This is a genomic window from Sandarakinorhabdus sp. (assembly GCF_040398645.1).
In the GTDB taxonomy this organism is placed as follows: Bacteria; Pseudomonadota; Alphaproteobacteria; order Sphingomonadales; family Sphingomonadaceae; genus Sandarakinorhabdus.
Genome location: NZ_JBBATR010000015.1, coordinates 25,717 through 44,446, shown reverse-complemented (window position 1 = coordinate 44,446; position 18,730 = coordinate 25,717). Strand labels below are relative to the sequence as shown.

16 protein-coding genes are annotated in these 18,730 nt (G+C 63.9%); 11 read left to right on the top strand and 5 right to left on the bottom strand.

The genetic code is table 11. The features are described 5' to 3' along the window. The first annotated feature begins 56 nt into the window (after positions 1-56). Complete coding sequence (locus tag ABWP50_RS05370; RefSeq protein WP_353216961.1) at positions 57-440, top strand: c-type cytochrome; 384 nt, start codon at positions 57-59, stop codon at positions 438-440. Between the two features lie 188 nt (positions 441-628). Here ABWP50_RS05370 and aceB read toward each other — a convergent pair whose 3' ends face one another. Further along, complete coding sequence (gene aceB / locus ABWP50_RS05365; protein ID WP_353216960.1) at positions 629-2,227, bottom strand: malate synthase A; 1,599 nt, start codon at positions 2,225-2,227, stop codon at positions 629-631. Between the two features lie 10 nt (positions 2,228-2,237). Further along, on the bottom strand, positions 2,238-3,686 hold the full coding sequence (locus ABWP50_RS05360) for a helix-turn-helix domain-containing protein (RefSeq protein ID WP_353216959.1): 1,449 nt from the start codon (positions 3,684-3,686) through the stop codon (positions 2,238-2,240). 249 nt (positions 3,687-3,935) lie between these two features. Here ABWP50_RS05360 and ABWP50_RS05355 point away from each other — a divergent pair, with 249 nt between their 5' ends. Next, positions 3,936-5,528 (top strand): isocitrate lyase, encoded by a 1,593-nt coding sequence (locus ABWP50_RS05355; protein ID WP_353216958.1) that lies wholly within the window; start codon positions 3,936-3,938, stop codon positions 5,526-5,528. A 231-nt stretch (positions 5,529-5,759) separates the two neighbouring features. Then, the gene (locus tag ABWP50_RS05350; protein ID WP_353216957.1) at positions 5,760-6,638 is read left to right on the top strand and encodes an alpha/beta fold hydrolase; all 879 of its coding nucleotides are present in this window, start codon (positions 5,760-5,762) and stop codon (positions 6,636-6,638) included. Here the strand turns inward: ABWP50_RS05350 and polA are convergent. Next, on the bottom strand, positions 6,618-9,377 hold the full coding sequence (polA, locus tag ABWP50_RS05345; protein ID WP_353216956.1) for a DNA polymerase I: 2,760 nt from the start codon (positions 9,375-9,377) through the stop codon (positions 6,618-6,620). The genes ABWP50_RS05350 and polA overlap by 21 nt on opposite strands. Before the next feature lie 78 nt (positions 9,378-9,455). Here polA and leuD point away from each other — a divergent pair, with 78 nt between their 5' ends. The 7 genes from leuD (at position 9,456) to ABWP50_RS05310 (ending at position 15,378) form a co-directional block, all read left to right on the top strand. Next, the gene (gene leuD, locus ABWP50_RS05340; protein WP_353216955.1) at positions 9,456-10,046 is read left to right on the top strand and encodes a 3-isopropylmalate dehydratase small subunit; all 591 of its coding nucleotides are present in this window, start codon (positions 9,456-9,458) and stop codon (positions 10,044-10,046) included. A gap of 168 nt (positions 10,047-10,214) precedes the next feature. Then, positions 10,215-10,523, top strand: coding sequence for a UrcA family protein (locus tag ABWP50_RS05335; protein ID WP_353216954.1), 309 nt, complete (start codon positions 10,215-10,217; stop codon positions 10,521-10,523). 102 nt (positions 10,524-10,625) lie between these two features. After that, positions 10,626-11,690, top strand: coding sequence for a 3-isopropylmalate dehydrogenase (gene leuB, locus ABWP50_RS05330; RefSeq protein WP_353216953.1), 1,065 nt, complete (start codon positions 10,626-10,628; stop codon positions 11,688-11,690). Continuing rightward, positions 11,687-12,316: a DUF502 domain-containing protein gene (locus ABWP50_RS05325; RefSeq protein WP_353216952.1), complete on the top strand. Its 630-nt coding sequence runs from the start codon at positions 11,687-11,689 to the stop codon at positions 12,314-12,316. Before leuB ends, ABWP50_RS05325 begins: the two co-directional genes overlap by 4 nt. Beyond that, the gene (locus ABWP50_RS05320; protein ID WP_353216951.1) at positions 12,313-13,557 is read left to right on the top strand and encodes a dicarboxylate/amino acid:cation symporter; all 1,245 of its coding nucleotides are present in this window, start codon (positions 12,313-12,315) and stop codon (positions 13,555-13,557) included. The genes ABWP50_RS05325 and ABWP50_RS05320 overlap by 4 nt, the downstream gene beginning before the upstream one ends. A gap of 34 nt (positions 13,558-13,591) precedes the next feature. Further along, on the top strand, positions 13,592-14,632 hold the full coding sequence (locus ABWP50_RS05315; protein WP_353216950.1) for an aspartate-semialdehyde dehydrogenase: 1,041 nt from the start codon (positions 13,592-13,594) through the stop codon (positions 14,630-14,632). A gap of 140 nt (positions 14,633-14,772) precedes the next feature. After that, positions 14,773-15,378: an outer membrane protein gene (locus ABWP50_RS05310; RefSeq protein WP_353216949.1), complete on the top strand. Its 606-nt coding sequence runs from the start codon at positions 14,773-14,775 to the stop codon at positions 15,376-15,378. Positions 15,379-15,432: 54 nt separating this feature from the next. On the opposite strand, the gene ABWP50_RS05305 is transcribed toward ABWP50_RS05310, so the two are convergent. Next, complete coding sequence (locus ABWP50_RS05305) at positions 15,433-16,065, bottom strand: 3-oxoacid CoA-transferase subunit B (protein WP_502950983.1); 633 nt, start codon at positions 16,063-16,065, stop codon at positions 15,433-15,435. Then, positions 16,065-16,787 (bottom strand): CoA transferase subunit A, encoded by a 723-nt coding sequence (locus tag ABWP50_RS05300; protein WP_353216948.1) that lies wholly within the window; start codon positions 16,785-16,787, stop codon positions 16,065-16,067. Before ABWP50_RS05300 ends, ABWP50_RS05305 begins: the two co-directional genes overlap by 1 nt. 280 nt (positions 16,788-17,067) lie before the next feature. Here ABWP50_RS05300 and ABWP50_RS05295 point away from each other — a divergent pair, with 280 nt between their 5' ends. After that, positions 17,068-18,498 (top strand): pyridoxal phosphate-dependent decarboxylase family protein, encoded by a 1,431-nt coding sequence (locus ABWP50_RS05295; protein WP_353216947.1) that lies wholly within the window; start codon positions 17,068-17,070, stop codon positions 18,496-18,498. Positions 18,499-18,730: the final 232 nt, after the last annotated feature.

The window sequence follows — 18,730 nt, the reverse complement described above, 5'->3', positions numbered from 1 at the left end:
TTGTCGTCGCTGGATGCTGTCACCCGCCTGCACAAACGCGCCCTGGAGGCTTGAAGATGCGCATATTCCTGATGTCGTTGCTGCTGGCAGCGCCGGCGCTGGCCCAGAAACCCGCCGCTGCGCCGCACCCCGGCGCCGAAGTGTATGAGAATATCTGCAAGGCCTGCCACATGGCCAACGCCATGGGCGGTGAGGGCGCCGGCAAGATCACTGCACTGGCCAAGAATGGCGCGCTCGAAGCGGTGGAGTATCCGATTGCCGTGGTCACCGGCGGCAAGGGCGCCATGCCGTGGTTTCGCGGCCCGCTGAACGATCAGCAGATCGCCGATGTGATCAACTATGTCCGCAGCAATTTCGGCAACAAATACAAAGACAAGGTGACGGCCGCAACGATCGCCAAACTGGGCCTTCCCGCGCGGCGCGGCGACCGCGGCGAGTAATACCAAGGCTTGCTGATCGCCGCCCATCCATAAGCAGAAAGCCTCCGGCGGGCAGGGCTGAGCCCTTCACCACTCTTTTGTTTGGTGGGTTCCCGACTTTCGAAACAGGGCACCGAACCAACAATTGGGTGCAGGGGTCACCCCTGCCCGCCGGAAGCTTTTCTTCTCTCTATGGACGCCCTCCGCGCTTATTTGGCGAAATAATAGGCGTAGGCAGGCAAGGTCAGGAATGGTTCGAGCTCTTCGGCCAGCACCAGCGTGCGGAACAGATCGGCGGCTTCGCGATATTTGCCGGCTTCGAAGAAATTGTCACCGACTTGCGCACGCCAGACGGCCAATTGCTCATCGGTCACCCGCGCGATCAGATCGGCATCGACATGCTCGCCGCTGTCCAGCGCGGCGCCGTGGGTGCGCCATTGCCACAATTGGGTGCGGCTGATTTCGGCAGTGGCGGCATCTTCCATCAGATTGTGCAGCGGCACGGCGCCCTGGCCGCGCAGCCACGCCGCGACATAGCCGATGCCGACATTGATGTTGTTGGTCAGGCCCGCCAGCGTGCGCGGCCCGGCGGGCGGTGTGACCAGATCGGCCATGGTGGCTTCGCCGGCCGGGATCACGTCCAGCTGGTTGGGGCCGGGCATCAGCCGATCGAACACATCGCGCGCCACTGACACGAGGCCGGGGTGGGCAACCCAGGTGCCGTCGTGGCCCAGCTTCGCTTCGCGTTCCTTGTCGGCGCGCACGGCGGCAAAGGCTGCGGCGTTGGCGGCCTCGTCATCCTTGACCGGGATGAAGGCGCTCATGCCGCCCATCGCGTGGGCACCGCGGCGGTGACACACCCGCACCACGTGCGCGGCATAGGCCGCCATGAACGGCACACCCATGTTGACGGCAGCGCGGTCGGGCAGCAGCTTGCTGGCATCGCTTTGGAAGGTCTTGATATAGCTGAAGATATAATCCCAGCGTCCGCAATTCAGCGCGGTGATGTGATCGCGCAGTTCGTACAAAATCTCTTCGGCCATGAATGCGCCGGGCAGGGTTTCGATCAGCACGGTGGCCCGAATCGTGCCCATCGGCAGACCCGCCATCGATTGCGCCGACACGAAGACATTGTTCCACAGCCGGGCCTCCAGGCTGTGCTCCAGCTTGGGCAGGTAGAAATATGGCCCGCTGCCCTTGGCCAGCAAGGCTCGGGCATTGTGGAAGAAATACAGGCCGAAATCGAAGATGGCGCCGGCAACACGCTCGCCATCGACCAGCATATGCGCTTCATCGAGGTGCCAGCCGCGCGGGCGGCAGATCAGCACGGCGGTCTTTTCGTTCAGCTTGTAGGTCTTGCCCTTGTCCTCAAGGCTGATGGTGCCAGCGGCGGCATCGCGCAGATTGACCTGGCCCTGCACCATCACCTCCCACGTCGGGGCGGAGGCGTCTTCCAGGCAGGCCATGAAGCATTGCGCGCCGCTGTTGAGCGCGTTGATCACCATCTTGCGGTCGCACGGCCCAGTGATTTCAACGCGCCGGTCGGTCAGATCCGGCGCGGCGGGCCGCACTTGCCATGAACGATCATCGCGGATGGCAGAATATTCCGGCGCAAAGCCGATGAAGCCTTCTTCGTTGATCCAGGCCTGGCGCTGGCCGCGGGCGCGCAGCAGGCTTTGCCGGGTCGGTTCGTACATGCGGTGCAATTGCGCCACAAAGGCCAGCGCCTCGGGCGTGAGCACGCTGTCATAGCCGGGCTGCATCGCGCCTGTGATCTGGACACCGTGGAGAGCGGGATTCGTGATCATATTGAGCCTTTCAATCGTCGGTAAAGCGAAATGGCGTGAGGCCGCGCTGGCGTTCGTCAAACGCCAGATGCGCGCCGGCGGGTGGTGCGCCGCGCTGGCGGCAGGCGGCGCGGTGACAGGCGGCGCAGCCCGGCCCGATCGGCGCGGCCGGGCCATTGAGTTCGATGCCGGCGCTCCAGGCCAGCGAGCCGGCGTGGGCGATATCGCAGCCGATGCCGATGGCAAAGCTGGGCCGCGCGCCGCCCCATGGCATGGCAGCCGGGCGGACAGTGCGCGCCAGCGTGATGAAGCGGCGGCCATCCTCCAGCTCAACAAGCTGCGAACGCGCTTCGCCAGGCCGATCAAAGGCATGATAGACATGCCAGAGTGCGCAGCCGCCGGTGACCGGCAGCGGCGAAGCGCTGGCATTTGGTGGGCCGGGCGCAAAGCGTTTGGAAATCATGCCGGCCCGGTCGAGGCGCAGGAAGAAAAACGGCACGCCGCGCGCGCCCGGCCGGTGCAGGGTCGTCAGCCGATGTGCAACCTGCTCCAGCCCGCGGCCGAAGCGCGCCTGCAGCAGTTCGACATCATAGCCGGTCGCCTCACAGGCGCTCAGGAAACGGCCATAGGGCATCAATATGGCCGCAGCGGCATATTTGCCGAGCGCCACGGTGCAGGCCCGCATGGCGAGCATGTCGGCGATCCCGGCAGTAGCAATGGTGTCGGCGATCTCGGCCTTCAATTCGATCAGCGCCAGCTGCACCGCGGCCGCGAAGCCCCGGCTGGCGGCATCCAGCGATTCGGACAGGAGCAATTGGCGGGCATGAAGATCAAGCCGGCGCAGCTGGTTTGGCAGCACCTCCATCGGCAGCGCACGCACGGTGATGGCATGACGGCTGCGGAGCCGATCGACCACCGCTGCATTGAGATCGGGCCCCGACAAGCGCAATTCGTCGGCCAGCCGCTCACAGGCTTCATCCAGGCTGGCGAAATAATTGCCGGCGCGGTCGATCATCATGGTCACCGCCGCCAGGGGGCCGGGCGGCGGCGGCGTGGGCGCCACGGCCGGCGTGGCCGCCGCGAGGCGCAGCAGGGCATGGGCGATGGCCGGCGCCCGCACGGCCAGATCCTTCAACTCGCTGCGCGGCACATCGATGCCGATCAGGCGCGGATCAGTAAAGAGTTTTGACAAATCCTCAACCAGCTCCCCGCCGTCATCACCGGTCAGGCTGCGCACATCCAGATCATAATTCTCGGCCAGCTTGACCAGGAAACTGGCCGACAGCGGGCGCTGGTCGCGCTCAATGAGGTTGAGATAGCTGACGGACACACCGAGATCATGCGCCATTCGCGTCTGGGTCAAACCGCGCTGGTTGCGCAGCCGGCGCACGCGCGCGCCAGCAAAAATCTTGCGGCCACCGCTCAGCACAGCCGTGGGGACCGGGCTGCCGATGCCGATCGCAGCATCAGGCAGGGCCAAAGCCGCAGCCGAGGGCGCAGAAGCAAGGATATTTGTCAAATTACGTACATCTTTACAGGCTTAGTTGGCGAAAATAGCACCTTTCGACACGATTCTTTTACAGAATCTGTTGACCGCGGCCTAGCCGAAGTCCACCGCGCTGACAAGCACAAGCGGATCAAGCGGCAGCAACTTAAGCAGTGAAGGCGCCCGCCGCATTTACAAATCATCAGGGCCGCACCCAGCGCGGCCCGCAAGCAGGAGCAGACCATGACTTATCAGGATGAAATCAGGAAGGCCGCCGTCGCCACCGAAGGCAAGCCGGGCTGGCAGGCGATCAACGCCGAATCCGTGGCGCGCATGCGCGTGCAGAATCGCTTTCAATCCGGGCTGGACATTGCGCGCTACACCGCGGCCATCATGCGCCGCGACATGGCGGCCTATGATGCCGATCCCGCCAGCTACACCCAGTCACTGGGCTGCTGGCATGGCTTCATTGGCCAGCAGAAGCTGATTTCGATCAAGAAGCATTTCGGCACCACCGACAAACGCTATCTCTATCTGTCGGGCTGGATGGTTGCGGCGCTGCGCAGCGATTTCGGGCCACTGCCGGATCAATCGATGCACGAAAAGACCAGCGTTTCGGCGCTGATCGAGGAGCTTTACACCTTCCTGCGCCAGGCCGATGCCCGCGAGCTGGGCATGTTGTTCCGCGATCTTGATGCCGCCCGCGCTGCCGGCGACGCCGTGAAGGCCAAATCCATCGAGCATCAGATCGACAATTTCCAGACGCATGTCGTGCCGATCGTGGCCGATATCGATGCCGGCTTTGGCAATGCCGAGGCCACTTATCTGCTCGCCAAGAAGATGATCGAAGCCGGCGCCTGCGCGCTGCAGATCGAAAACCAGGTCAGCGATGAAAAGCAGTGCGGCCACCAGGACGGCAAGGTGACCGTGCCGCACGAGGATTTCCTCGCGAAGATCCGGGCCATTCGCTACGCCTTTCTGGAATTGGGCGTGGAAGACGGCATAATCGTTGCGCGCACCGACAGCCTGGGCGCCGGCCTGACCAAGCAGATCGCCTTCAGCCGTGAGCCCGGCGACATTGGCGATCAGTACAACAGCTTTCTGGATTGCGACGAGATCGACGTGGGCCAGGTGGGCAATGGCGACGTGGTGATCAGCCGCGAAGGCAAGCTGCTGCGGCCCAAGCGCCTGCCATCCAATCTGTTCCAGTTCCGCGCTGGTTCGGGCGAGGATCGCTGCGTGCTCGATTGCATCAACAGCCTGCAGAACGGCGCCGATCTGCTTTGGATCGAAACCGAAAAGCCGCACATCGGCCAGATTGCCGGCATGGTGAACCGCATCCGTGAGGCCGTGCCCAGCGCCAAGCTGGTTTACAACAACTCACCCAGCTTCAACTGGACGCTGAACTTCCGCCAGCAGGTTTACGACGCCATGGCTGAGGCCGGCAGCGACGTGTCCGCCTATGACCGCGCCCGGTTGATGAGTGTGGATTATGACAGCAGCGACCTGGCCATCGAAGCCGATGAGCGTATCCGCACCTTCCAGCGCGATGCCGCTGCGCAGGCCGGGATTTTCCACCACCTGATCACTCTGCCCACCTATCACACCGCCGCCTTGTCCACCGACAATCTGGCCAAGGAATATTTCGGCGACCAGGGCATGCTGGGTTATGTGAAGAATGTGCAGCGCGCTGAAATCCGCCAGGGCATTGCTTGTGTGAAGCATCAGAACATGTCCGGTTCGGATCTGGGCGATGATCACAAGGAATATTTCGCTGGCGAGGCGGCGTTGAAGGCCGGCGGCGCGCATAATACGATGAATCAGTTTGCGGCGTAGTGCGGCTGGCGGCGCTCCGCCGCTAGACTCGCACAAGCCCGGCCAGCGAGCGAAAAAGGCAGCCCCGCCGGCTGCCTTTTTTGACTCGTCTGACGGCGCGGCTCCGCCGCGCACTTCCTTTACACTTTCTTCGAACACCCCCAGCGGACTCGGCGGCTCCGCCGCCGGCCGCGCCAAACACCCCAAATCCCCGCAGTTGCGCCCAACCAAGATCCCGGCAAACTGCCCCCCATGAACCAGCACGCCCCCCTGCTCCTGAAAGCCAACGGCCTGGAGTTTGCCTGCGACACCGCCGGGACAGGCCCTGATGTGGCGCTTTGCCTGCACGGCTTCCCCGAATCGCGCTATTCGTGGCGCTACCAGTTGCCGGTGCTGGCCGATGCCGGCTGGCACGCAGTCGCGCCGGACCTGCGCGGCTACGGCGGCTCGAGCCGGCCGAACGGCAAAGCCGCCTACCATATCGATCGTCTCGTCGACGATGTCGCCGGCATGTTCGATGCACTGAAACCCCGCCGCAAATTGCTGGTGGCGCATGATTGGGGCGCCGTGATCGCCTGGGTCACGGCGATGCGGCGGACGGTGGAGTTGGACGGCCTGATCATCATGAACGTGCCGCATCCCACGGTGTTCGGCGAACTGATCCGCCACTACCGGCCGCAGCGGCTGAAAAGCTGGTATGTCGCCTTTTTTCAGATCCCATGGCTGCCGGAATTTCTGCTCCGGCAAAACCGCGCCGAGGGCATCGCCAACGCCTTCCTCAACATGGCGGTGAACAAGGCGATGTTCCCGCCCGAGGTGCTGGAGGTGTACCGCCAGAACGCCCTGATCCCCGGCGCGCTGACTGCGATGATCAATTACTACCGCGCCAATCTGGGCATCCTTGATGAGAAAAGCCCGCCCATCACCGTCCCGACGCTGATGCTGTGGGGTGAGGAGGACAAGGCGCTCGATATCAAGCTGACCGAAGGCTATGGCCCACATGTCAAGGATTTCAGCCTCGTGCGCTTCCCGCAGGTCTCGCATTGGGTGCAGCAGGAAGCACCCGATGCGGTGAACGCAGCGATGCTGGCGTGGCTGGGAGAGAAGGGGTTAGTGCGCGTCGCCCCATGACGCGCCGTGACCAATCTCGACGCCGAGCGGCACGGAGAGGTCAACCAGCGGGCGGTGGGCATGCGCCATCACGGCGCGGATCACGGGCTGCACCGCCTCCACCTCAGCCTCCGGCACTTCGAACACCAATTCGTCGTGCACTTGCAGAAGCATCCGGGTGCCGATCAACCCGGCATCTCGCAGCGCGCCCGGCATCTGCACCATGGCGCGCTTGATGATGTCGGCCGCGGTGCCCTGCACGCGGGCATTGACCACGGCGCGTTCGGAAAATTGGCGTTCGCCCTGGTTCTTGGACAGGATCAGCGGCGCGTGGCATTTGCGGCCGAACAGGGTGGTGACAAAGCCGGCCTCTTTGGCAAACGCGATGGTTTCGGCCATGTAATTGCGAATGCCGGGGAATCGGCTGAAGTACAGATCGATATAGCGCGCCGCCTCACTGCGATCGATGCCCAGCCGCGCCGCCAGGCCAAAGGCGGAAATGCCGTAGATGATCGAGAAATTGATGGTTTTCGCCCGCGCGCGCGTGTCGCGGGTGACTTCGCCAAACACTTCGCGGGCGGTGAGCGCGTGCACGTCGCCGCCTTCGGCATAGACGGCTTTCAGCTCCGGCACGTCGGCGATGTGGGCGACCAACCGCAATTCGATCTGGTTGTAATCGGCAGCCATGATCACATTGCCGGGCGCAGCCACAAAGGCATGGCGGATGCGCCGGCCCAGTTCGGTGCGAATCGGGATATTCTGCAAATTGGGATCGTTGCTGCTCAGCCGCCCGGTGGAGGTCGCGGCCAGGTGGAAATTGGTGTGCACCCGGTCGGTCTGCGGGTTGATCTGCTGTTGCAGGGCATCGGTGTAGGTGGATTTCAGCTTGCTGTGCTGCCGCCAATCAATGACCTTTTGCGCAATCGGGGCGCCGTCTTCCGCCAGCCGTTCCAGTTCGCTGGCATCGGTGGTCCAGGCGCCGGTCTTGCTGCTCTTCTTGCCGCCCTTGTATCCCAGACGGTCAAACAATATTTCGCCAAGCTGCTTGGGGCTGCCGATGGTGAACGGCCCGCCGGCCAGTTCGTGGATCTCGCCTTCCAGTCGGTTGATCTCGATTTCATAGGCGGCCGACAAGCGCACCAGCTCGGCGCGGTCCACCTTGATGCCGGCCATTTCCATGGCGGCAATCACTGGCAGCAGCGCGCGATCGACGGTTTCGTGGATGGTCGTCACCTGCTCCTGCCACAGCCGCCGGCGAAAGCCCTGCCACAGCCGCAAGGTGACATCGGCATCTTCGGCGGCATATTCGGTGGCGCGGGCGAGATCGACTTCAGCAAAGCTTTTCAGGCCCTTGGCAACATCCTTGTAGGCAATCGGCGTGTGGCCGAGATGGCGGGCGGACAGATCATCCATGCCATGGTTCCAGCGCCCGGCGTCCAGCGCGTAGCTGAGCAACATGGTGTCATCATAGGGGCTGAGCAAAGGCACACCATGGCGGGCCAGCACGATGAGATCATATTTGAGATTCTGGCCGATTTTCAGCACCCCCGGATCGGCCAACAGCGGATTGAGCCGGGCAATCACGTCCGCCATCGCCAGTTGCGGCGGCCTTGTCGCAAACATGCCCTCCCCGCTGCCGTGGGCAAGCGGGATGTAACAGGCCTTGCCCGGCACTGTGGCCAGCGAAATGCCCACCAGATCGCAGCGCATCTGATCGGTGCCGGTGGTTTCCGTGTCCACCGCAACCGCGCCGATCCGGGTCGCTTCAGCGATCCACCAGTCCAGCCGGTCCAGCGTCGTCACGGTTTCATAATCGGCCGGTGTGAAGGCGATGTCCGGCTGTGCCACCTTCGCCACCAGCGGGCGGTGCAGGTCGGGCGCCGGGCCGCTGGCGCCGCTGCTCCCCAGCTTGGCGAGCATGGCGCGAAAGCCGTGTTTGGTCAAAAACGCCGCCAGCGGCGCATGTGGCGGCTCGTTCAGGGTCAACGCGTCCAGCGGTGCCGGCAGCGGCAGATCATCCTTCAGGCGCACCAATTCGCGGGACAGGCGCGCCATATCCACCGATGCTGCCAGCGTTTCCTTCAATTTTGGCTTCTTGATCGCATCGATGTTGGCAATCACGCCTTCAACGCTGCCATAGGCAGTGATCAGCTCGGCAGCGGTCTTGGGGCCGACGCCTTTCACGCCGGGGATATTGTCGGCGCTGTCACCCATCAACGCCAGTACTTCGCCCACCTGCTCGGGCGGCACGCCGAATTTCTCGATCACCTCGGCGCGGTCGATCAGCTGGTTTTTCATGGTGTCGAGCATGTTGATGCCCAGCCCGATCAACTGCATCAGATCCTTGTCGGAGCTGACGATGGTGACATTCATGCCGGCGGCGCGGGCGGCGAGCGCATAGCTGGCGATGATATCGTCAGCCTCCATGCCCGCTTGCTCAAAGCACGGCACCGAAAACGCCCGCACTGCATCGCGGATCAGCGGGAATTGCGGCACCAGATCTTCGGGCGGCGGCGGCCGATGGGCCTTGTAGCCATCATACATCTCGTTGCGAAACGTGTGGCTGCCGGCATCGAGCACCACGGCCAGGTGGGTGGGCGCTTCGGCGCGGTTCAGCTCAGCAATCAGCTTCCACAGCATCGCCGTGAAGCCATAGACCGCGCCCACCGGCGTGCCTTCGGGATTGGTGAGCGGCGGCAGCCGGTGATAGGCGCGAAAGATGAAACCGGAACCGTCGACGAGGTAGAGATGCTGGGCCATGGCCACTTGTAGGCCGGACGCGGCGGCTGTGAAAGCACCCCATTGCCTGCGCTGATCCGCCGGTGCAAAAGCCGCGTCATGCAAGCGTTCACCACCCTGTCCGGCCAGGCCATCCCGTTCGGGATTGCCAATATTGACACCGATGTGATCATTCCGGCCCGATTCCTCAAAACCGTCAGCCGTGCCGGCCTGGGTGCCGGCGCCTTTGCCACGCTGCGCACCGCGCCGGACAACGTGTTCGATAGCTACGCCGGCGCGCCGATCCTGATCGCTGGCGCCAATTTTGGCTGTGGCTCCAGCCGCGAACATGCGCCGTGGGCGCTGGCCGATCTGGGCATTCAGGTGGTGATTTCGCCCGGCTTTGCCGATATCTTTGCCGGCAATGCCTTCAAGAATGGCCTGCTGCTGGTCACGCTGCCCCAGGACGCCATCGATCGGCTGATGGCGGTGGCGCAGGACGGCCAGGCCATCACCATCGATCTGGAAAACCAGGTGGTGACCACGCCGTTTCAGGACCGGTTTGAATTTGCCATGGACCCGTTCCGCAAGGAATGTCTGGTTGGCGGCCTGGATGAGATTGGCCTGACGCTGGCCATGGCCGAGAAGATCAGCGCCCACGAAGCGCGGCTGCAGGCCGACCGGCCATGGATCGCCGGCGCAGCGGGCTAATTGCCAAGGCCTGATGCCAGCCATGCCGCCAGTGCAAGGCTGCCATGTGCTGCGAACCAATTGATTTCACACTGCTGCAACCCGGTTGACCCGCGTTGTTCATCCCCTCGGTCTAATGGCCACGGCAGCGGCAAAGCCCCCTTGCCCGCTGAACCGATGGAGATTGCAATGTCCAAACGATTTGCCATGGCGCTGCTCGCGCTTGTTTGCGCGCCGGCGATTGCCGCTGAAACCAGCAGCATTGAAGTGCGAGTCGACGATCTGAATCTGGCCCGGCCCGCCGGCGTTGCCGCGCTGGATCGCCGGCTGTCGCAGGCGGCGCGTAGCCTGTGCAGCCATCTGGAAGGCCGCAGCCTGCCGGAAATTCGTGCCGCTGGAAAATGCCGGACCGAAACGCTGGCCGCCGTGCAATCGCGCCGCGATGCCCGGATCGCGATGGCGCGGTCCCTGCAGTTTGCGGGCTTGTTCGCCGGATAAGTCTGGCGGCCGGGCCGGTTGGTCTGGCCCGGCCACCAGCACCCGGCGGCCATGCCCAATATCCGGCTTGGCCGGAGCCGCCCAAGCTGTCTAAGAAGGGTGATGACAAAAACCCTTCTGCTGCTGCCCGGTGATGGTATCGGGCCCGAAGTCACCGCTGTTGCCCGCCGCATGGCCGGGCGGCTGATCACTCATGGCCTGCCGCTGACGATCAAAGATGCGCTATTTGGCGGCGCCAGCATCGATGTGCACGGTGTGCCCTTAACCGATGCCGTGCTGGCACAGGCGCAGGCCGCTGATGCGGTCCTGATGGGCGCTGTCGGCGGCCCAAAATGGGCCGGCCAATCCTATGCCACCCGCCCCGAAGCCGGCTTGCTGGCGCTGCGGGCGGGCATGAATGTCTATGCCAATCTGCGGCCGGCGCGCTGCTTTGCGGCACTGGCCGATGCCTCCACCCTCAAGCGCGTGTATGTGGAGGGGCTGGACATATTGTTCGTGCGCGAGTTGACCGGCGGCGTGTATTTCGGCGAGCCACGCGGCGTTGAAACCCTGGCCGATGGCCAACGCCGCGGCGTCAACACCCACGTGTATACCACCAGCGAAATCCAGCGCGTCGCCCGCACCGCTTTTGCCTTGGCGCGCGGCCGTAAGGGCGAAGTGGTGTCGGCGGAAAAAGGCAATGTGATGGAAGCCGGCCTGATGTGGCGCGAGGATGTGCAGGCGCTGCGCGATGCCGAATATCCCGATATCAAGCTCAGCCACATGCTTGCCGACAACATGGCGATGCAACTGGTCAAAAATCCGCGCCAGTTCGATGTGATCCTCACCGACAATCTGTTCGGCGACATCTTGTCGGATGAAGCCGCGATGTTGACCGGATCGCTGGGCATGCTGCCGTCTGCTGCCATCGGTGATGCCGGGCGGCCGGGCCTTTATGAACCCATCCATGGCTCTGCCCCCGATATTGCCGGGCGCGGCGTCGCCAATCCGTGTGCGGCGGTGCTGTCGCTGGCGATGGCGCTGCGCCACAGCCTAGGCGCACCAGAGCTTGCCCTGCGTGTCGAAGCGGCCGTGGAAGCCGCGCTCGACAAGGGCGCGCGCACCCCGGATCTGGGCGGCACACTCAGCACCACGGCGATGGGCGACGCCATCATGGCTGGCTTTTGATACGGCGCGTTCTGGCGCCGTTTGCCACCGGGCTGCTGTTTCTGGCCCCGGTGCTGCTCACGGTCATTCTGCTCAATTGGCTATCGGGCTATCTGATCGCGGCCTTGGGGCCTGGCACGCCGCTCGGTCAGCTGCTGGGGGCGGCCGGCATGTTTTTCACGCCGTCGCCATTTGCGGCGTTCTGGGCCGGGCTGGGCATGGCGGCGCTGTTGGTCTGGTTGATCGGGCTGGGCGTGCAAACCCGCTTTCGCCCCCAGCTGGAAGGCGGGCTCGACGGGCTGTTCGCGCGCATTCCGGTGCTGGGGCCGCTGTATCGCCCGCTCGCGCAGTTCGTGCGGATGATGGGCAGTTCGCCGGGCGGCGAATTGGCCGGCATGTCGGTGGTATCGGTCAGCTTTGGTGCGCATGTCGAGGCGCTGGCGCTGCTCACCAGCCCGCGCGTGCATGATTTTGGCCAGGGGCCAAGGTATCTGATCCTCATACCCACAGCGCCTGTGCCCGTGGGCGGCGGCCTGCTGTTTGTCGATATTGCAGCGGTCAAGCCGGTGCCGGCGATGCGCGTTGATGATCTGGCCAAGCTGTATGTCACCATGGGCACCCTCACCGGCGGAGCGGCGCTCACATGAGTCTGACCTTGCGCATCCTGCTGGCGCTGATTGCCGGGCTGGTGGTGGGCGCGGCCCTGCCCGCCGCGATGGGTGCACCGCTGCTCCCCATCAGCGACGCCATCGGCAATTTGTGGCTGCAAGGCCTGCAGATGACCATCATTCCGCTGATCGCCGGGCTGTTGTTTACTGGCATTGCGCAATCGGTGGGTCAGGCCGGCGGCGGGCGCGTGGCCGGCCGGGCGCTGCTGGCGTTTTTTGGCTTGCTGGTGTTTTCGGCCTGCTGGTCGATGCTGTTCGTGCCGCTGCTGCTGGACTGGTGGCCCGCCCCGGCTGAAGCTGCGGCTGCAATCATTCGCAGCAGCACCGGCAAGGCGGCTGCGGTGGGTGAAATCAACGTCGATATCGGCAAATGGCTGCTCAGCCTGGTGCCGGCCAATATCTTCGAAGTGCTGGCCAAGGGTGATATGCTGCCCGTCGTCACCTTCGTCAGCATCTTCGCGCTCGCTGCAACGCGCCTTGATGCGGCCCGGCGCGGGCTGCTGGTCAGCATGTTTGATGCCATCAAGGATGCGATGCTGGTGGTGGTCGGCTGGATTTTCCTGGTCGCGCCATTGGGGGTATTCGCGCTGGCAACCAGCGTGGGCATAAAGGCCGGGCTGGGCGCCTTTGGGCTGCTCGGCCATTATATCGCCGTGCTGGTGGCAGTACAGGTGGGCCTGATCGCGCTGGTCTATCCGCTGGCGGCGGTGCTGGGCCGGGTGTCGCCGCTGGCCTTTGCGCGCGCCGCGCTGCCGGCGCAGGCGGTGGCGCTGTCCACCCAAAGCAGCATCGCCTCGCTGCCGGCCATATTCGATGGCGCCGAACGGCTGGGATTGCCCGAGGCCACCATCCGCGTGGTGCTGCCGCTGGCGGTAAGCATTTTCCGCATCACCAGCCCCTGCGCCAACATCGCCGTCGTGCTGTATTGTGGCCATTTATATGGCATGGATCACACCGCGCTGGCGTTTGTTGGCGCGCTGCTGGCGTCTTTGGTGGCCGCGGTGTCAACGGGTGGCCTGCCGGGCTCCATCACCTTTCTGGCGGCCTGCGTGCCGATCGCCAATGCCATGGGCGTGCCCATCGCGGTGCTGCCGCTGCTGCTGGCGGTTGAATTGGTGCCTGATCTGTTCCGCACACTGGGCAATGTCACCGCCGATCTGGCGGTCACGGCCATCCTGGCCCGCAAGCCAGCCACTCAGCCACTGGACTTGCGCGCCTGATCCGGTAACAGCCGCTACCCAAGGAGTGAGAGCCATGGGTTACAAAGTCGTCGTCGTGGGCGCCACCGGCAATGTCGGGCGCGAAATGCTGAATATCATGGCGGAACGGCAATTCCCGATTGCCGAACTCGCTGCCGTGGCCAGCTCGCGCTCGGTGGGCCTCAAGGTCGATTATGGCGAGACCGGCCGCGAGTATAAGGTACAGAGTATCGAGCATTTCGATTTCACCGGCTGGGATATCGCGCTGTTTGCCTGCGGTTCCGGCCCGACCAAAATTCATGCGCCGCGCGCTGCTGCCGCTGGCTGCGTGGTGATCGACAACAGCAGCCTGTTCCGCATGGAGCATGATGTGCCGCTGATCGTGCCCGAAGTGAACCCCGAAGCCATCGATGGCTATACGAAGCGCAACATCATCGCCAATCCCAATTGCTCGACGGCACAGATGGTCGTGGCGCTCAAGCCGCTGCACGATGCCGCCATCATCAAGCGCATCGTGGTGAGCACCTATCAATCGGTATCCGGCGCCGGCAAGGAAGGTATGGACGAGCTGTTCACCCAGTCGCGCGCCATCTTCGTCGGCGACGAACCAGTGCTCGAAAAATTCACCAAGCGCATCGCCTTCAACGTCATCCCGCACATCGGCGGCTTCCTTGGCCCGGACAGCGGCATGGACGGCTATACCGAGGAAGAGCGCAAGATGACCGCCGAAACCCGCAAGATCCTCGATCCCGATATCGAGGTGACGGCCACCTGCGTGCGCGTGCCGGTGTTCGTTGGCCACAGCGAAGCCATCAATGTCGAATTTGAAATGCCGCTCAGCGCCGCCAAGGCGCAAAGCATCCTGCGCGCCGCGCCGGGCATCATGCTGGTGGATAAGCGCGAAGACGGCGGCTACGTCACGCCCATCGAATGCGTTGGCGATTATGCCACCTTCGTCAGCCGGGTGCGCAAGGATCCCACCGTCGAACACGGCCTGGCGCTGTGGTGCGTATCGGACAATCTGCGCAAGGGCGCTGCATTGAATGCCGTGCAGATCGCCGAATTGCTAGGGCGGCGGCACCTGAAGAAGGGCTGAACCAAGCACGGCAGCTTTGAGGCAGGTTTTGCCGTAATTCCCTGACATTGCCTGATTTGGTTCAGGCCTGCGCTATGCGCAATGGTCCATTTGCTTGTGCAGCCGGCACCCCCCATCGCCGGCGCACAACAAGGAAGACCATGATGTCACGTATCGTATTTGCCCTGATCGCCGCAGCCGCCATCGCTGGCCCAGCCGCCGCGCAAGAGGCTGTGAATTTCAACGGCCCTTATATCGGCGGCCAGCTCGGTTGGCAGCAAGACCGCCAGTCGCTCACATTGGGCACCGTGCCGCCGGCCACCAGCCGCGCCCGCAGCGACGGCTTCGCCTATGGCGGCCAGATCGGCTATGATTTCAACCTCGGCAAGGCCGTGGTCGGTCTTGAAACCTCGCTCACCGGCCGCAGCGGCAGCAGCCGTTTTGCCACCTTCGATCTGGAACCGGGCCGCACCATCAACGTCACGGCGCGTGCCGGCTGGCTGGTTGCCCCCGATGGGCTGCTTTATGCCCGCGGCGGCTATTCCAACGCCCGCTTCTCCATCGACAACCCCTTGGTTCCAGCCGAAAACCGCGATGGCTACACGCTGGGCGCCGGTTACGAACACATGCTGGCCAAGAATATCTCGGCCCGCGTCGAGTATAACTACGGCGATTACGGCAACGACGATCTGCCCGGCATCGGCGGCGGCGCGCGCCTGAACTATCATCGCCACGCGGTGATGACCGGCGTCAACTTCCGCTTCTAAGCCCGCGGTCAGACAACGGTGCCGGCGGCAAGTGCTGCCGGCACCGTTTTCCTGTCAAACCTCAAAATGCCCTTCAGTACGGGCCTTGAGCGTCTCAAGATCAACGCCCGGCGCCAGTTCGATCAGCTTGAACGATGCGCCCTTGGCGGGGCGGGCGAGCACGGCGAGTTCGGAAATCACCATGTCCACCACGCCCTTGCCGGTGAGCGGCAGGGTGCAGGCGGTCTTGAATTTGGCGCTGCCGTCCTTGGCGTTGTGTTCCATCAGCACGATGATCTTTTTCACGCCGGCCACCAGATCCATGGCACCGCCCATGCCCTTGACCATCTTGCCGGGGATCATCCAATTGGCGATGTCGCCATTTTCCGCGACTTCCATCGCGCCCAGTATCGAAAGATCGATATGGCCGCCGCGAATCATCGCAAAACTGTCAGCACTGCTGAAATAGCTGCTGCGGCGCAGTTCGGTGATGGTCTGCTTGCCGGCATTGATCAGATCGGCGTCTTCCTCGCCGGCAAACGGAAACGGCCCCATGCCGAGCATGCCATTTTCGCTTTGCAGGGTGATATCGATGCCCGGCGGGATGTGATTGGCCACCAGAGTCGGCATGCCGATGCCGAGGTTGACGTAAAACCCGTCCTGCAGTTCCTGCGCGGCCCGGGCGGCTTGCTCGTCACGCGTCCACATCAGGCTTGCTCCCGCTCACGCACCGTTCGCTGCTCGATGCGCTTCTCGTAATCCTTGCCCACAAACATCCGCTGCACATAAATGCCCGGCGTGTGGATGTGATCGGGATCGAGGCTGCCAGCTTCGACCAGTTCTTCAACCTCTACCACGGTCACCTTGCCGGCGGTGGCCATCACCGGATTGAAATTGCGGGCAGTTTTCCGGTAGACGAGATTGCCGTACGGGTCGGCCTTCCAGGCTTTCACGATGCTCAGATCGGCGACCAGGCCGGTTTCCATGATGTAGGTTTCCGTTCCAGACGCCGTGGCAAAATCCTTGTGTTCCTTGCCCTCGGCCACCAGCGTGCCCACGCCGGTCCTGGTGTAAAAGCCGGGGATTCCCGCGCCGCCGGCCCGGATGCGTTCGGCCAGCGTGCCCTGCGGATTGAATTCCAGCTGCAGTTCGCCGGACAGATATTGGCGTTCGAATTCCTTGTTTTCGCCGACATAGCTGCTGATCATCCTGGCGATTTGCCGGGTGGTCAGCAATTGCCCCAGCCCGAAACCATCGACGCCGGCATTGTTGGAAATGAAGGTCAGGCCCGTCACGCCCGAATCGCGGAGTGCCGCGATCAGATTTTCAGGGATACCGCACAGACCAAAACCGCCGGACATGATCGACATGCCATCAAACAGCAGGCCATCCAGCGCGGACCGGGCATCGGGAAACAGCTTGTTGGCCATTTTCGGCCTCCCTTTCATGTTGCACATGCGAAATAGCCAGATTGCCGCTGCGGCGCCAGCGGGTTTTCGTGCGCAGTGGTGGTGGGCTGTAGGTTACAAAGGTTACGAAAAGCGCTTCATGCGCGCGCCCGTGCGGGGCAAGTGAGGCCTGATCGAGGACGGTGGACATGGGACGTGGCGCGGCGAAATGAACATGGGTGCAGTCTAGCATCGCGGCCAGCCTGTAGGACAGGCGCGCACGCCGTCTGAATCCATCAAGACAGTGGCGCGGGCCTCGGTTATGACGCGGCGCATGTGCCCGCTAGACTCCACCCCGCTCGATATCGCAATCGCCGAAGGCCGTCGCTTCATCGACAGCCAATCCAGCCGCAGCGTTGCCCCCACCGGCAGCCGCGCCGATATCCTGGCCCCCATGAACGCCGTAATCCCTGGGGCCCTGCCTGCCACCGGCATGGACCCATCCGATGTGGTGCGCCTGATCGCCCGCGCGGCCGAACCTGGCTTGATGGGCAATCTGGGCGGGCGCTTTTTCGCCTGGGTCAAGGGCGGCGCGCTGCCCGCCGCGCACGCCGCCGATGTGCTGGCGACGCTGTGGGATCAGAATGTCGTGCTCGCAGCCACCAGCCCGGCCGGCGCAGTGCTGGAGGAGGTCGCCGGGCGGCTGCTGCTCGATGCGCTGCGGCTGCCAGAGACGTGCGCCTACAGCTTCACCACCGGCTGCCAGATGAGCCACGCGACGGCACTGGCGGCAGCCCGCCACCATGTGCTGGCGCGCGCGGGCTGGGATGTGGAAGTGGACGGCCTGTTCGGCGCGCCGCCAATCCGGGTGCTGGCCAACGCGCACCGCCATTCGAGCAACGACCGTGCGCTGCGCCTGCTCGGCATCGGCACCGGCGCGATTGTGCCGCTGGGCGGCGGCGGGCCGGGGAAAGTGGGCGTGGCCGACTTGCAGGCCGCGCTGGCTGCTGCAGACGGCGCGCCAACCATCGTCATACTGAACGCCGGGGACCTGAATCTGGGTGCCAGCGATGATTTTGCCGCGCTGGTGCCGATGGCGCAGGCGGCGGGCGCGTGGGTACATGTTGATGGCGCGTTCGGGCTGTGGCTCAATGCCTCCCCGCGCTTTCGCCATCAGGTGGCGGGCATCGAATTGTGCGATTCATGGGCCACCGATGGCCACAAATGGCTGAACACGCCCTATGACGCCGGCATGGCCATCACGAGGCACGGCGATGCACTGAAAGCGTCGATGCGGATGACCGCGAGCTACCTGACCGAAGGCGGCGACACCCGCGATCCGATGGATTACACGCCGGAATGGTCGCGCCGGGCGCGCGCGCTGCCCACGCTGGCGGCGCTGCTGGAATTGGGCCGCGACGGACTGGCAGACATGATCGAGCGCTGCTGCGATCATGCGCTGGCCATTCACGACGGCATCGCGGCGCTTGACGGCGCCGCCAGCATCGCGCGGCCAGTGATGAACCAGGGCATGGTGCGATTCCATGACCGCGCCGGGAACAACATCAGCGACGGAGTGATCGCCGCCATCAACGCCAGCGGCGAGGCCTTTCTGAGCGGTGTGCTGTGGCAGGGTGAGCGCACCATGCGGATCAGCGTGTGCAACTGGCAGACCAATGCGGACGATGTGCGCCGCACCGTGGCAGCAGCCGCGGCCGCGCTGGCGGCGCTGCGTCATCCGCAAGCGCACTGATCACAACCCAAAGATAGAGCCTCCGGCGGGCAGGGGTGACCCCTGCATCCATTTGTTGATTCGGTGCCCTATTTCGAAGGCCGGGAACGACGCAAACATAAGCGTGGTACAGGGCTCAGCGCTGCCCGCCGGAGGCTGTTTTCTTTTGTGCGAACCTTGATCAGCAAGCCTTGGTGTTAACGTTTCCGCCGCCCGATCAGGCCGCCGATCACCCCGGTCACGGCGCTGCTGC

Bases quoted from the DNA above. Each gene is read 5' to 3' on its own strand.
- ABWP50_RS05370 (WP_353216961.1), top strand. From the start codon at position 57: ATGCGCATATTCCTGATGTCGTTGCTGCTGGCAGCGCCGGCGCTGGCC.
- aceB (WP_353216960.1), bottom strand. From the start codon at position 2,227: ATGATCACGAATCCCGCTCTCCACGGTGTCCAGATCACAGGCGCGATG.
- ABWP50_RS05355 (WP_353216958.1), top strand. From the start codon at position 3,936: ATGACTTATCAGGATGAAATCAGGAAGGCCGCCGTCGCCACCGAAGGC.
- ABWP50_RS05350 (WP_353216957.1), top strand. From the start codon at position 5,760: ATGAACCAGCACGCCCCCCTGCTCCTGAAAGCCAACGGCCTGGAGTTT.
- polA (WP_353216956.1), bottom strand. From the start codon at position 9,377: ATGGCCCAGCATCTCTACCTCGTCGACGGTTCCGGTTTCATCTTTCGC.
- leuD (WP_353216955.1), top strand. From the start codon at position 9,456: ATGCAAGCGTTCACCACCCTGTCCGGCCAGGCCATCCCGTTCGGGATT.
- ABWP50_RS05335 (WP_353216954.1), top strand. From the start codon at position 10,215: ATGTCCAAACGATTTGCCATGGCGCTGCTCGCGCTTGTTTGCGCGCCG.
- leuB (WP_353216953.1), top strand. From the start codon at position 10,626: ATGACAAAAACCCTTCTGCTGCTGCCCGGTGATGGTATCGGGCCCGAA.
- ABWP50_RS05320 (WP_353216951.1), top strand. From the start codon at position 12,313: ATGAGTCTGACCTTGCGCATCCTGCTGGCGCTGATTGCCGGGCTGGTG.
- ABWP50_RS05315 (WP_353216950.1), top strand. From the start codon at position 13,592: ATGGGTTACAAAGTCGTCGTCGTGGGCGCCACCGGCAATGTCGGGCGC.
- ABWP50_RS05310 (WP_353216949.1), top strand. From the start codon at position 14,773: ATGATGTCACGTATCGTATTTGCCCTGATCGCCGCAGCCGCCATCGCT.
- ABWP50_RS05305 (WP_502950983.1), bottom strand. From the start codon at position 16,065: ATGTGGACGCGTGACGAGCAAGCCGCCCGGGCCGCGCAGGAACTGCAG.
- ABWP50_RS05300 (WP_353216948.1), bottom strand. From the start codon at position 16,787: ATGGCCAACAAGCTGTTTCCCGATGCCCGGTCCGCGCTGGATGGCCTG.
- ABWP50_RS05295 (WP_353216947.1), top strand. From the start codon at position 17,068: ATGACGCGGCGCATGTGCCCGCTAGACTCCACCCCGCTCGATATCGCA.